At 38.9% G+C, this 14,534-nt stretch carries 11 protein-coding genes; 3 read left to right on the forward strand and 8 right to left on the reverse strand.

Annotated elements, in window-relative coordinates:
- Positions 1-1,380 (forward strand): Trk system potassium transporter TrkA, encoded by a 1,380-nt coding sequence (trkA, locus tag IV514_RS14015; protein WP_206485911.1) that lies wholly within the window; start codon positions 1-3, stop codon positions 1,378-1,380.
- On the opposite strand, the gene IV514_RS14020 is transcribed toward trkA, so the two are convergent.
- From IV514_RS14020 to IV514_RS14040, 5 genes are all read right to left on the reverse strand, one after another.
- Positions 1,377-1,976 carry a hypothetical protein gene (locus tag IV514_RS14020; protein ID WP_206485912.1) on the reverse strand — a complete coding sequence of 200 codons (600 nt, stop codon included), beginning with the start codon at positions 1,974-1,976 and terminating at the stop codon, positions 1,377-1,379. The two genes, trkA and IV514_RS14020, sit on opposite strands and share 4 nt — an antisense overlap.
- Before the next feature lie 29 nt (positions 1,977-2,005).
- On the reverse strand, positions 2,006-3,457 hold the full coding sequence (locus IV514_RS14025) for a TrkH family potassium uptake protein (RefSeq protein ID WP_206485913.1): 1,452 nt from the start codon (positions 3,455-3,457) through the stop codon (positions 2,006-2,008).
- Positions 3,458-3,472: 15 nt separating this feature from the next.
- Positions 3,473-4,105, reverse strand: a complete 633-nt coding sequence (locus IV514_RS14030) for a YigZ family protein (protein WP_206485914.1) — start codon at positions 4,103-4,105, stop codon at positions 3,473-3,475.
- An 8-nt stretch (positions 4,106-4,113) separates the two neighbouring features.
- A complete protein-coding gene (gene pepQ / locus IV514_RS14035) occupies positions 4,114-5,433 on the reverse strand; it encodes a Xaa-Pro dipeptidase (protein ID WP_206485915.1) in 1,320 nt (439 codons plus the stop codon).
- Between the two features lie 69 nt (positions 5,434-5,502).
- The gene (locus IV514_RS14040; protein WP_206485916.1) at positions 5,503-7,413 is read right to left on the reverse strand and encodes a transglycosylase SLT domain-containing protein; all 1,911 of its coding nucleotides are present in this window, start codon (positions 7,411-7,413) and stop codon (positions 5,503-5,505) included.
- A 210-nt stretch (positions 7,414-7,623) separates the two neighbouring features.
- On the opposite strand from IV514_RS14040, the gene IV514_RS14045 reads away from it, so the two are divergent.
- Positions 7,624-8,511: an SPOR domain-containing protein gene (locus IV514_RS14045; protein ID WP_206485917.1), complete on the forward strand. Its 888-nt coding sequence runs from the start codon at positions 7,624-7,626 to the stop codon at positions 8,509-8,511.
- An 8-nt stretch (positions 8,512-8,519) separates the two neighbouring features.
- Positions 8,520-8,762: a sulfurtransferase TusA gene (tusA, locus tag IV514_RS14050; protein ID WP_206485918.1), complete on the forward strand. Its 243-nt coding sequence runs from the start codon at positions 8,520-8,522 to the stop codon at positions 8,760-8,762.
- Positions 8,763-8,843: 81 nt separating this feature from the next.
- Here the strand turns inward: tusA and glyS are convergent, their stop codons facing one another.
- The 3 genes from glyS to gyrB form a co-directional block, all read right to left on the reverse strand.
- Positions 8,844-10,913, reverse strand: coding sequence for a glycine--tRNA ligase subunit beta (gene glyS / locus IV514_RS14055; protein WP_206485919.1), 2,070 nt, complete (start codon positions 10,911-10,913; stop codon positions 8,844-8,846).
- A 4-nt stretch (positions 10,914-10,917) separates the two neighbouring features.
- Complete coding sequence (glyQ, locus tag IV514_RS14060) at positions 10,918-11,835, reverse strand: glycine--tRNA ligase subunit alpha (RefSeq protein ID WP_206485920.1); 918 nt, start codon at positions 11,833-11,835, stop codon at positions 10,918-10,920.
- A 262-nt stretch (positions 11,836-12,097) separates the two neighbouring features.
- Positions 12,098-14,533 (reverse strand): DNA topoisomerase (ATP-hydrolyzing) subunit B, encoded by a 2,436-nt coding sequence (gene gyrB, locus IV514_RS14065; protein ID WP_206485921.1) that lies wholly within the window; start codon positions 14,531-14,533, stop codon positions 12,098-12,100.
- Between the last annotated feature and the right edge of the window lies 1 nt (position 14,534).

The raw sequence follows: 14,534 nt of genomic DNA on the forward strand, positions 1-14,534 counted from the left end.
ATGAAAATAGTCATTATAGGCGCAGGACAAGTTGGTGGAACACTCGCAGAAAACTTGGTGGGTGAACGTAATGACATCACCTTGATTGACACCAATAGTGAAATTTTAAGAGAACTGCAAGATAAAATGGACTTACAGGTAGTGACTGGTCAAGGCTCTCACCCTGATGTATTAAAAAAAGCGGGTGCTGAAGATGCTGAGCTAGTGATTGCCGTTACCAGTGATGATGCAACCAATATGATTGCCTGTCAGATCTGTTTTTCGCTATTTAATACAGCAACAAAAATTGCCCGTATTCGTTCTGCTAAAATATTGAAATATCAAGAACAATTATTTCAACATAATAATATTCCGGTCGATCATGTTATCGCCCCTGAACAATTAGTGACCCGTGATATCGCCCGATTAATTGACTACCCTGGTGCGTTACAAGTACTTGAATTTGCCAAAGGAAAAGTGAGCCTAGTCGCGGTAAAAGCCTATTATGGCGGGCTACTCGTTGGTCATGCACTTTCGACACTCCGTGAACATATCCCAAATATTGATACCCGAGTCGCGGCGATTTATCGCAATGGCAAACCTATTCGTCCGCTAGGTACAACTGTTATCGAAGCCGATGATGAAGTATTTTTTATCGCGGCAACCATGCATATTCGCGCAGTAATGAATGAGCTGCAAAAATTAGAACCCGCCTATAAACGCATTATGATCGCGGGTGGTGGCAATATAGGCGCCGGGTTAGCGCGTATGCTGGAAAAAAATCATCAAGTAAAATTAATCGAACACACACCAAAACGCGCAGCATATTTAGCATCAGAGCTTAACGATACTTTAGTATTTGTCGGTGACTCATCAGATCAAGAGCTATTAATGGAAGAGCATATTGATCAATTTGATGTATTTATCGCGGTTACTAATGATGATGAAGCAAACATTATGTCATCATTACTAGCTAAACGTTTAGGTGTCCGCAAGGCCATGGTGTTGATCCAACGTAGCGCCTATATAGATTTAGTCCATGGTAGTAATATAGATATTGCTGTATCGCCACAACACGCAACAATTTCAGCGTTATTAACCCATGTACGAAAAGGCAGTATTGATAACGTTTATAGCTTACGAGGCGGCGCTGCAGAAGCAATAGAAATAGCAGCAAAAGGCAATGAAAAATCATCTAAGGTAATAGGCAGAACAATAGCACAATTAAAACTACCGCCGGGCACAACCATTGGGGCAATTGTCCGTGAAGAAGAAGTTATTATTGCTCACTCAGATACGGTGATCCAAGCAGAAGACCATGTCATCTTATTTTTAGTCAACAAAAAATATATCTCAGATGTTGAAAAGCTCTTTTATGTTGACCCGTTACAGTTTTTCTAATGAGCGTTATTTAGCGTTTTTAACGCTGTTTGTATTTTCTTAATGGCTAATTTTTCAGCCCACCAAATTTGTGAAATCGACTTATCAGTCGTTTCCAGTTTATCTTGTTCTGACGCATTAAAAATAGGCATATTTACGGCATTGGCGGCTATTGTCTGCCACGTTGTTTGATAACGTTTCATCACTTTATAAGCAGGTTTTATTAGTCTCAACTGTTCATTACTTAGCTCAGCTATCAACCCTTTGTCCATTAATATTTCCCAATAGGTAAAGTCTAAATCAGCAGGCTGATATACTCCCTTACGGTACAACTGCTCATTTAATGATTGATAATCTGCTTCAGAGAAGTTGGTTTTGAGCTGCCTCTGCTGAGTTATAACCGATAACTGGCTACTATGGTGCAAATGCGCTTGTTCTAATTTGATAAGATCTTCCTCAAGTTCGCCGATAATAGCCTTAGTTAAAACCTCTACTTCTTGATCACGTTGCACTTCTGCCCACCAATTATTAGCCCAGAGAGCAAACAAAACGGCTACGACAATAGATATCATTTCAGCAAATATTTTAATCAACGCCTGTTTATGTAGTTCTTTCATCAATATAAGCCTTAAAATAAGCTATTACACTATGAGCGCCAAAATGCAGGAGTAAACAATACCAGTAGCGTGAATATTTCTAAGCGTCCAAATAACATCGCGATAACCAGCACCCATTTACTAAAATCTCCCAAAGAGGAAAAATTCGCAGCTACAGCGCCTAAACCTGGGCCTAAGTTATTTAAACACGCCGCAACCGCCGTAAAAGCTGTAATATCATCCACCCCAGCAGCCAATAACGCTAACATACAAATAACAAAAACCGCGGCATAGGCAGAAAAGAAGCCCCAGATGGCTTCTACTACCCTATTTGGTAAGGCTTTAGTGCCTAATTTGATTGAAAATAGCGCTTTTGGGTGAACCAACTTATTCAACTCGCGAATACCTTGTAAATATAACAACACGACTCGAACAACTTTCATACCACCGCCTGTGCTACCAGCACAACCACCAATAAAACTGGAAAAAATTAATAGGATTGGTAATAAGGTTGGCCAATCTGCAAAAGAAGTTGTCGCAAAGCCCGCTGTGGTACTAATAGAAACTGATTGAAATAATGCCTGATCAAAGGCATCAAAGCCGGATTCATAAACATTAAAACTTATTAGAACCGCAAAGCAAATAAGCGTTAATACCAATTGAATTGAGATAAACACCTTAAACTCGGGATCATACAAATAGGTTCGTAACGATTTGCTGTGAACAACCGCAAAATGCAACGCAAAGTTAACACCTGCAATTAATAAGAAGAAGACACAAACAAAGTTAATCAATGGACTGTCAAAGTAGCCCATACTCAAATCATGGGTAGAAAACCCGCCAATTGCGATAGTTGAGAATGCATGGCAAATTGCATCAAATAAGTTCATGCCTGCCGCCCAATAACTCAAAGTGCAAGTGACGGTGAGAAATAAATAGATATACCAAAGGTGCTTTGCCGTATCTGCGATTCTAGGGGTCATTTTAGAGTCTTTAACCGGCCCCGGTGTTTCAGCACGATATAACTGCATGCCACCAATGCCTAACATGGGAAGTACAGCCACCGCTAATACGATGATCCCCATACCACCTAACCATTGCAGTTGTTGTCGATACCATAGCACTGCATGAGGCAAACCATCAATATGAGTAAGAATGGTTGCACCGGTTGTTGTTAAGCCTGAAAAAGACTCAAAAAAAGCATCTGCTACGGATAAGTTAGGTTGTTCAAGCAACATCAAAGGTACCGCAGAAAAACTGGCGAGTACGGTCCAAAACAACACCACGATTAAAAAGCCTTCTCTTGCTCTAAGCTCACCTTTTTGTTCTCGATTCGGGTACCAAGAGAGAAGACCAGCAAATAAACAAAAGACAAACGCCATTAAAAATGACACACCGCCACCGTCACGATATATCATAGAAATTAGCGCGGGCGGCAACATAGTCACACTTAGCAAGGTTACTAGTAGCCCTAAAATACGAATTATATTTTTATATTGCACAGTTAATTACGTTTATTATTGTTTATCTTTAACTTGTTCTGTTGATTGTAATATTAATTGCCCAGAGGACAAGGTTTTCAACTGGCTTTTTAATTGTTCAAGATGACTATCAGGGATCAAAAAGGATAAATTCACCGCACTATGGAAATCTTGTTCAACCACTTTACCATGATGTTTTTCAAGTAAATGCAGTACATCATTTACCTGACTATACTGACACGCCAAGGTGCGATGTACCATAGGTATTTTGGTTTTTGTCTCAATTTGAACTAACGCTTGCCTTACACTATTACCATAAGCGCGTTGTAATCCACCAGTACCTAGCTTAGTGCCGCCAAAATAACGGACAACCACAGCCACTATCTCACCAATTTGACTGCCTTGTAATACCGATAGTATTGGACGCCCAGCCGTACCTGAGGGTTCGCCATCATCTGAAAATCCATATCGTTGACTATCAAGAGGATGTGAGCTAACAAACGCATAGCAATGATGACTTGCTTGCGGATGTTGCTCTTGAATTGTTTTTAAAAACTGTTTCGCCGCTTCATTTGATGCACATGGCGCTAAATAACAAATAAAGCGACTACGACTAACGATAGTTTCATCAACCACTTCGTTAGTCGCTATTAGGTATGAAGAATTCAAAAGAGTACTTAAGTTAACGCCAAATCACGTGTCATATTTTCATTATGTGATTGGTGAACAATAATATTATCTTCTATACGAATTCCACCGAATGGACGCATTTCATCAACATTTGCCCAATTAACCATGGAACTATGAGACGACTGTTTTAGCTCAGCTAGCAATGAATCAATAAAGTATAATCCAGGTTCTACAGTAAATACTTGGTTACTCTCGATCACGCGAGAAGTTCTTAAAAAGCAATGCTCTTTTGGCGTCTCAACATGCGTGCCCCGTTCATCAGCCATAAAGCCACCCACATCATGCGTTTGCAATCCTAAATGGTGACCTAAACCATGCGGGAAAAAGGTACTGACAATACCTGCTTCAACGGCATCAGCTGGACTGACATTAATAAATTGAAATTCACTCAATACCTTGGCAATTTCACTGTATGTTTCAATATGCAAGTCGACATAACTCTTACCTGGCTTTAAGCCATCAACAGCTTGAAGCATTAATTTGTCCATACGAGCAATTAACTCGGCAAACTTATCGCGTTTAAACGCGTAAGTACGAGTAATATCAGAAGCATAACCATGATAATTAGCACCCGCATCAATCAAAAATGAACGATGAACCTCTGGTGCTTCACGATCTAACGCTGTGTAATGCAAAATTGACGTATTCTTATTTAACGCAACAATATTGCCATAAGGTGTTTCGCTCTCCGTATGCTGTGTTGCTTTTAAATATGCTTGTTGAATATCATATTCTGATGCTCCGTCAAAAAACGCTTGTTTAGCCGCCTGATGACCAGCTACTGCACTGGCATTTGATCGACGCAAACATTCTTGCTCGTATTCAGTCTTATAAGCACGATGAAAATGTAAATAATTGAGTAAGGGTTCAGAATTTATATTGGCAAAGCCTAAGGCCTGAGCAACCTCAACATGTGCTCCAATATAGGCATAGCCTTTTTTGTCATAAGGCAATAATTGATCGACATCTGACGCTTTTGCCAGCAATTTAATATCAAAAAACTCTGTCCAATAGCTATCTGTTAACTGGATAACCTTATGCCAAAAGTCAACGGGTTGATAATAAACAAGTGTCGGTTTGTCTTCACCATTAACAATCAACCAAGAATTTGGTACATCAACTAACGGTAACCAATGTTTAAAATGAGGATTTACCTTAAATGGATATCCCATATCATCAAGAAATATTTTCATCTCTTGACCTGAATGAATCACTAATCCTTGTAAGTTCTCTCGAGCTAATACATTTTTGACTCTAACTTGTAATTCAGCAATATGCGCTGGATATAAAGAGGCTAACTTATTCATTGAAATCCACCATAAAATTTTTGCGCTATTTTATCATACCCTCGCCACTGCGCATAATTCTGCAAACAGTTACAGCTGGCTAATAATTTTAGAGTGTAAATTATCAAATACTTGTGAGCTTTTGCCCACTTTCTCCTGGTAAATTTGCTGATAAGCCAATACGCTTTTCACATACTCTCTCGTTTCCTTAAATGGAATAGTTTCGATCCAGATATCAGCCGGTAATGACGATGCAGATTTTAACCATTTTTTAACCCGTGATGGCCCAGCATTATAAGCCGCAGTAGCTAACACTTGGTTTCCTTGATGTCTATCGAGGAGTTTTTTTAAATACCGCGTTCCTAAATTAATATTATTTTCACTATCAAGCAGGTATTTATTCGATATTTTCTTACGCCGCGTTAAAAATTTTGCCGTATTTGGCATCACTTGCATTAAGCCTTTAGCCCCTACCGCCGAATGAGCATCAGACATAAATGAGCTTTCCCGTCGGGTAATGGCAAATGCCCATGCAGGACTGATTGCTTGCTTATTGGCTTGTAAGTTTATCTCTTCGTTAAATGCTAATGGAAAACGTAAATCAACATCATCTAAATACCCCACTTGCGCTAAGGTGAAAATTGCCCGATCAAACCAACCAATTTCGTTTGCTAATTTTGCCGCAACAAGTTTTTGACGATCATTTAATTGGTTCAGCCAGTAGTTCCATTCTTTTCTTGCTAACCAAAATCTCCCTAAATGAAATAATTCAAAGGCGCGTTTACCAGCACTATCTTTAAATAATGCAAGCCTTTCCTGCTCTGTCACTTGTAATGGTTTGTTTTGCAAGTTCATGGGTTTTCCTAAAATACTCGCAGCTAAAAACCCATAGTAATGCCGTTTTTCAGCCAAGGACTCCATTATTTGATTACCAGCGCTTTGCTCACCAATCGCGATCAAACTTCTTGCATACCAATATTGCCACTTATGGCTTTGTTGCAAATGTTCAGGTAATGAATCAAGTTCGAGCTTTATTTCCTGCCAATTTTGTTGACGTAAAACATCAGCTATTTTCCATTGCACTATGTTGCCCGTTAAGTTTTTAGCATCAACTTTCTCCAGCCATTGTGGTGCTTGTTGATGATTTTTACTCGCTAAAGCCAAGGCAAATTTTAATGCAATTTGCTGTTGCTGCTGATCACTGAACTGAAATACTTGCTGTGCTTGTTGATATGACTTTAAAGCACGGTTTTGATCACGCCATATAAGTCGTTTAATTCCATAACTATAAATCATCGACTCTTTCAGGTTTTTCTTAGGGAAACGCGACAACCGGGTGATATAACTAGGATCCCTTCTCACTTTATGCCACAAACGTCCTAAATATTGTTCTTGTTCAGGCAATAATGATGTCAAATATGGAATCAAGGTATGTTTGCCACCATCAGCCGCTTTGGTCAATCGTTGCCAAACATGCTTTTCGGTGCGTAACCCCGCTTTTTGCCAACGTTCAAAAAGGGGATCACAGGCTTTAGGTTGAGACTTTCCCACTACCCAAAGCCGAGCTACATTAGAGAGCACTTGTTGCTCAGATACTCCTTTATTCAATTGATACCTTAAGTGATAACAAGTTAACTCAACATCTGAGGTTGGTTGATAAAACGCTAAAAACATCGACTGACGATTACGCTTTACCAGATAATTTAACCATTTCGATCGCAACGGCCAATCTAACGGTGTGCCCTGATATTTTTCTAAAAATTGTGCAATTTCCTTCGCCGAAGATAAACGCATGCGGTGCATCAAACGTTTTTGATCTAGGTAAGGTTGTAAAGGGTAAAAATGCAAACGATTATATAAAGCTTGATAAGTCGAGGAGTTTGCTTTCCACAACTGCTTCTCAGCCTTTATAAAATCTTTCCTTAATAAAATATTCTCGTCGGCATAAGCATTAATCAAGACACTGGAGAAGATGGCGACAATAGCGAGAAAACGTTTCATAACACAGCCAAAAATTTACAACTGATTAAAAGGTTATTGCTCCTAGGAACACAAAGCAAGTATATTTACTCCTGATTCTTTATTTTAGACAGATATATTGATAAGTAACAATTTTTACCTTTCCTACTTACCCAATGTCCCTGACAATGATTTAGAGCTTGAAAGCAAAGGTTCACCTGCTAGAATAAAAAAAAACAGCTAAGAATATCAATGAAAAAACAGTTCATTCTCGCGCTTATATTCTGCACAAGCAGCTCAAACGTATATGCGACTCAAGACCATCACGTTGGTTTTGGTTTCAATTATCATCTTGATCAGCAATCTAACCCTGGGTTTCAGGCTGCGTATCAATGGCAGTTTAGTAATACTTTCGAAATCGATACCCGACTTATTTCCTCTAACGATATTGAAATAAGTAACAACGACGCTGATATTTTTGGTGATTTTCATCGGTTAACCATCGGTGGCAATTTTATTAAACGCTATAATACTGAGCTTGATATCAAAGCAGGGACGGGGTTGGGTTTTGTTTTTTCCAGCGCGAATAACCAACTTATCAGTGATTCTGCCATGGCGCCTTATGTGATGCTTGGTATTGATTATCAGTTGACTCAAGATATGGTCATATCCTTTGGACAGTTTAGCCACTTTAATCGCGATCAATTAGGCACAAATCATAGTTTTTTTATCAACCTGAGTATAAGTTTTGGTTCTAGCTCCCCGATGTTTAGCACTAACAGTGCTAAATCAGCGCCTCCAAAAAGACCAATTGAACAAGCAGTAACTCCACAGCCTAAGTTTGATTCCAGCTTATCTGTAAAACAAGTTGAAAATGCTAACAAAGAAACCCAAACAGTACTTGCCGATAAACTATGGTATGTACAGCTTGGTGCCTTTCAAAGTTTAGCCAATGCCCAAACAACATTAGCCCGCATTCAACAACAAGCCCCCAAGCTTGAATTAATAACTAAACAGAGCAAACAGTACTATCGAGTACTCACAGCAGGTTTTAATTCAAAACAACGAGCAGAAGATCATGCGAATATGATAAAATACCAATACTCGCTTTCAGGCTATGTCACACAATTAACAAAGTAGTAAAATTAATGCATGATATCTTTAATAACGCAGATCATCAGTTAGATGCACTTGGTCTTCGTTGCCCTGAGCCCGTTATGATGGTACGAAAGAGTATTCGTAATATCGCTAGTGGTGAAACTCTATTAGTAATTGCAGATGATCCCTCGACCACGCGTGATATTCCTAGTTTTTGTCGTTTTATGGAACATGAGCTAGTCGCACAACAAGCGGACAGTATTCCTTATCAATACCTGATTAAAAAGCATTAAAAAAGGAGCTAATTAGCTCCTTTTTCACATCACTGCTTTGTCTCTCTATCTGACAGTAGCTATAAGATAATTACTTCATCGTTAGCTTTGTAATAATGAAATATCGGCAACCGCTAAGAAGCTGTTTCTGATCTCATTTAGCAATGTCAAACGGTTTACTTTCACTTGCTCATCGTCAGCCATTACCATGACACTATCAAAGAAGCTATCAATCGGTTCTCGAATTTGCGAAAGCTCGGTTAACACCGCTTGGTAATCTTTACTTGCTTGTAATGGGATAAGCTTTTCTCTGATAGCAGCAAAAGTGTCAGCTAAAGTTGTTTCTGCCGCATCAGTGGTAAGGCCTTTATCAAATTGAGGGAATAGTTCCCCTTCAAATTTTGCTAAAATATTACCAACACGCTTATTGGCTGCTGCTAAGGTTTCAGCTTCTGCCATAGATTTAAAGTGCATCACCGCTGAGACTCGCTTGTCAAAATCAAGAGGCGCTGTTGGCTGATTAGCAAGTACTGCCTGGATGACATCAACAGAAATTTGCTGCTCTTGATAATGCGCTCTAAAACGAGCTAAGACAAAATCGATCACTTGTTGTTGGGTATTTTCATTACTTAGCTTGTCACCATATAAGGTAATGCTTTCAGCCACTAGTGTTGCAATATCTAAATCTAATTGCTTTTCGATAATAATACGAATTAAGCCAATCGCTGCACGGCGTAAAGCAAATGGGTCTTTATCTCCCTTAGGTGCTTGATTGATGCCGAATATTCCAACTAATGTATCAATTTTATCGGCAATAGCTACTGCACAACCAATATTAGCCTCTGGTAAGCTATCTCCAGCAAAACGAGGACGATATTGATCTTCCAACGCTTGTGCTACTGGCTCTGGCTCACCATCATGCAATGCGTAATACTTACCCATGGTGCCTTGTACTTGAGGGAACTCAAGCACCATTTCACTCATTAAGTCAGTTTTACTCAATAAACCAGCACGATAAGCTAGTAATGCATCTTCATCAATAGCCTTAGCGATATGCTCACTTAGCATGGCAATACGTTCTGATTTAGCTTTTAATGTACCAAGTTGCTTCTGGAACAATACTGATTCTAAACTTGCTAATCTAGATTCAAGTGATTGCTTTTTATCCGTATTGAAAAAGAACTCTGCATCCGCTAAACGAGGACGGATCACTTTTTCATTACCAAAAACCACCTTTTCTGGCTCTTTACTTTCAATATTAGTAACAAAGATAAACTTGTTAATTAAGTTACCTTGCTTGTCATTGACTGGAAAGTATTTCTGATGGTCTTTCATTGAATAAATCAATGGTTCGGCAGGTACTTGTAAAAAGTTTTCATCAAAACTACCGATCAAAGTAACCGGCCATTCAACTAGTGATGTAACTTCTTCAAGTAGTTCCTCATCAACCAATGCAGTGCCGTTTAGCGATTGTTCTGCAGCTTTAATCTGTTCAACAATGGCTTGTTGTCGTTGCTGATAATCAACTTGAACATACGCCTCTTTTAATGCGGTTTCATAATCATCTGCATGAGTTAGTTTTATCATTTCATGATGATGAAAACGATGCCCTTGTAGCAAATTATTCGAACTCACTCCTAGGGCTTCACCTGGAATAATCTTGTCACCGAACATCAAGGTCAGTGTATGCACAGGTCGAATAAATTGAATGCGTTCACTACCCCAACGCATCGGCTTTGGAATTGGTAATTTATTGAGTGCATTGTTGACCATATCAGCAATTAAGTTCTCAACTGATTCACCCTTTTGTATTGCTTTATGTAATAGCCACTCACCTTTATCTGTTGTTATGCGTTGTGCTTGTTCAACAGTAATGCCATTGGCTTTCGCCCAGCCTTGTGCAGCCTTACTAGGATTACCCTCTTGATCAAAAGCAACATTCACGGCGGGACCACGCTTTTCAATCTCTTTATCTGCTTGTTGTGCTGCTAACGCTGTAACCTTGACAGCTAAGCGCCTTGGTGTAGCAAACCACTTGGCCTCTTGATAGGGTAAATCAGCCGCATCTAATTGACTGGTGATTTGTTCATAAAACACTGTGGCCAGTTTTTTCAACGATTTAGGTGGTAACTCTTCCGTTCCCAATTCAATTAATAAAGTTTCTGTAGTCATGCTCTTACTCCCCTCCTTGCGCTGTATTTTCACACATAGGGAAGCCTAATTGTTCTCTGGTTGCATAGTAGGCTTCAGCACAAGCCTTCGATAATGTTCTTACACGCAAAATATAACGTTGTCGCTCAGTCACGGAAATTGCATGGCGTGCATCTAATAAGTTAAAAGCATGAGAAGCCTTCATTACTTGTTCATAAGCAGGTAAAGCTAAACCTTTTTCTATTAACTTTTCACTGTCTTTTTCGCACTGATCGAAAGTGTTAAAGAGTGCGTCCACATCTGCATGTTCAAAGTTGTAAGCTGATTGTTCAACTTCATTTTGATGAAACACATCACCATATAAAACTTTACCCATCGGGCCGTCAGTCCACACTAGATCATAAATGCTATCTACATTTTGGATATACATTGCCAAACGCTCTAAGCCATAAGTAATTTCACCCGTTACCGGCGAACACTCCAGACCACCCACTTGCTGAAAGTAAGTAAATTGGGTAATTTCCATACCATTTAACCACACTTCCCAACCTAAGCCCCAAGCGCCTAATGTTGGTGATTCCCAGTTGTCTTCGACAAAACGAATATCATGCACTAGCGGATCAATGCCCAGCTCTTGTAATGAATTTAAATACAATTCTTGAATATTCTTTGGTGACGGCTTTAGCATTACCTGAAACTGATAATAATGTTGCAAGCGGTTAGGGTTTTCACCATAGCGACCATCTGTTGGTCGACGGCATGGTTGCACATAAGCACTGCTAATTGGTTCTGGGCCAATTGAACGTAAAAATGTCATCGGGTGAAAAGTTCCCGCACCTACCTCTAAATCAAGCGGTTGCACTATGACACAACCTTGCCTTGCCCAATAATCTTGTAACTGTAAGATTAAACCTTGGAATGTTTTTATGTTAAACGTACTCATGTCTATCCGATTTTAATACTGAGTTAGTTGGATGCTGGCGCTAGTATAACGTTTGCTGGTTTATTCGACTAGTTTCAGCTTTAATTTTTTGAGTTTTTACTCAATTACTGTCTAAATATTTAACTATTTTGATGCCCGACTATCTATATTTACTAATAGTTAATCATCAACACCAAATTCAAACTTAATTAAGTACATCTAAGTGCTTAATATATAACAAAAAAGACCACATAATGTGGCCTTTTCTCTAAAATAAAACCTCTTAAATATCTAAGTTAGCCACTTTAAGGGCATTTTCTTCAATAAAGTTTCGTCTTGGTTCTACATGATCGCCCATTAAGGTGTTAAACAACTGATCTGCTGCAATAGCATCTTCAATGGTTACTTGTAACATTCGGCGAGATTCTGGATCCATGGTTGTTTCCCATAATTGATCCGGATTCATTTCTCCCAAACCTTTATAGCGCTGAATATATTGACCACGTTTTGACTCTGCCATTAGCCATTCTAATGCTTCTTCAAAATATTCTACTGGCTTAGTTTTCTCACCACGTTTAACATAGGCACCTTCTTCCATCATGCCATTGATCGCATTATTGAGATTTATGATTGCTGCAAATTCACTGGATTGAATAAACTCATAACTGCAGTTAAACACTCTATCAATACCATGTTGGCAAACATTAAAGCTTGCATAATAGATGTTGCGTTCTTGGTCATGTTTAACTGCTGCACTATAAAGTGAACCATTACCATCTTGCTCTTGAAGTTTTCCAATGATCTCTTGTGTCCAAGCATCTACCTTAGTTTTATCTTTAAACTCTTCTGGCTTAATCGCTTGGCTATAGATCATCTTTTCAAGAATATCTTTGGGTATTTGACGAGAAACTCGCTTAATAATATCCATGGTATTTCGATAATTATTAACCAATTTTTCTAAACCTTCACCCGCTATCGCTGGTGCTGATTCATTCACATATATTGCTGCACCATTTAATGCTAATGAAGTTAAGTAAGTTACTAAGGAATCTTCATCTTTAATATATCGTTCTTGTTTACCTTTTTTCACTTTATACAGTGGAGGCTGCGCAATATAGACATAACCACGTTCGATTATTTCTGGCATTTGACGATAAAAGAAAGTGAGTAGTAAGGTGCGAATATGTGAACCATCGACATCAGCATCCGTCATAATAATAATACTATGATAACGAAGCTTTTCAGGGTCGTATTCATCACGACCAATACCACAACCTAATGCCGTGATTAAGGTACCTACTTCTGCAGAGGAAATCATTTTATCAAAACGTGCTTTTTCTACGTTTAGTATTTTACCTTTTAATGGCAATATTGCTTGGTTTTTACGATTACGACCTTGTTTAGCTGAGCCACCCGCAGAATCACCCTCCACAATATAAAGTTCAGATAATGCAGGATCTTTTTCTTGGCAATCGGCCAGTTTACCCGGTAAACCAGCAATATCTAAAGCACCTTTACGGCGAGTCATTTCTCTTGCTTTTCGTGCAGCTTCACGCGCGCGAGCTGCATCAATTATTTTCATAATAATTGTTTTAGCAGTACCTGGGTTTTCTAGTAAGTAATCACCTAATTTTTCACCCATAGCTTGTTCAACAGCAGTTTTAACTTCTGAAGATACTAATTTATCTTTTGTTTGTGATGAGAATTTTGGATCAGGTACTTTTACTGAAATAACTGCTGTTAAGCCTTCTCGCGCATCATCACCAGAGGCACTTGTTTCCCCTTTTTTCGATTTATTTAACCCTTCTTTTACCATATAAGTATTTAAGGTACGGGTTAATGCTGTGCGAAAGCCGCTTAAATGAGTACCACCGTCACGCTGAGGTATGTTATTAGTAAAACAAAAAATGTTCTCTTGGAAACCATCATTCCACTGCATTGCCACTTCTACAACAATGCCATCTTCCCGAGCCAAATCGAAGTAAAAAATCTCTTCATTAACTGGAGTTTTATTAGTATTTAAATAATCAACAAAGGCTTGAATACCACCATCATAATGGAAGTGCTCTCCCTTAGTTTCATCGCGTTCGTCAATCAGTTTAATTGAAACGCCTGAGTTCAAGAAAGATAATTCACGAATACGTTTCACTAAAATATCGTAGTGAAATTCAACATCTGAAAATATTTCTGCGCTCGGCCAAAAACGTACTTCTGTACCGGTATTATCACTTTCACCTACTTCAGCTAATGGCGCTACTGGCTCGCCTAGACGATATTCTTGCTCATGCAATTTACCTTTTCTTCTAATGGTTAATTTCAATTTATTACTTAACGCATTAACAACAGAAATACCTACACCATGTAGACCACCAGATACTTTATAGCCAGAGTCTTCACCACCAAATTTACCGCCAGCATGAAGTACTGTCATAATAACTTCAGCAGCAGACACCCCTTCTTCTGGATGAAGATCTGTCGGTATTCCACGGCCATCATCTTTTACTGAAACCGATCCGTCTAAATGGATAGTTACCACAATATCATTACAGTGACCTGCTAAGGCTTCATCTATTGAGTTATCTAATACCTCAAAAACCATGTGGTGTAAGCCCGTACCATCATCAGTATCACCTATATACATACCAGGTCTTTTACGTACAGCGTCGAGCCCTTTTAATACTTTTATACTGTCGGAGCCATATTCATTTTCTACAGTCATA

The sequence above is a fragment of the Thalassotalea sp. G2M2-11 genome (genome assembly GCF_017168195.1).
GTDB lineage: Bacteria > Pseudomonadota > Gammaproteobacteria > Enterobacterales > Alteromonadaceae > Thalassotalea_E.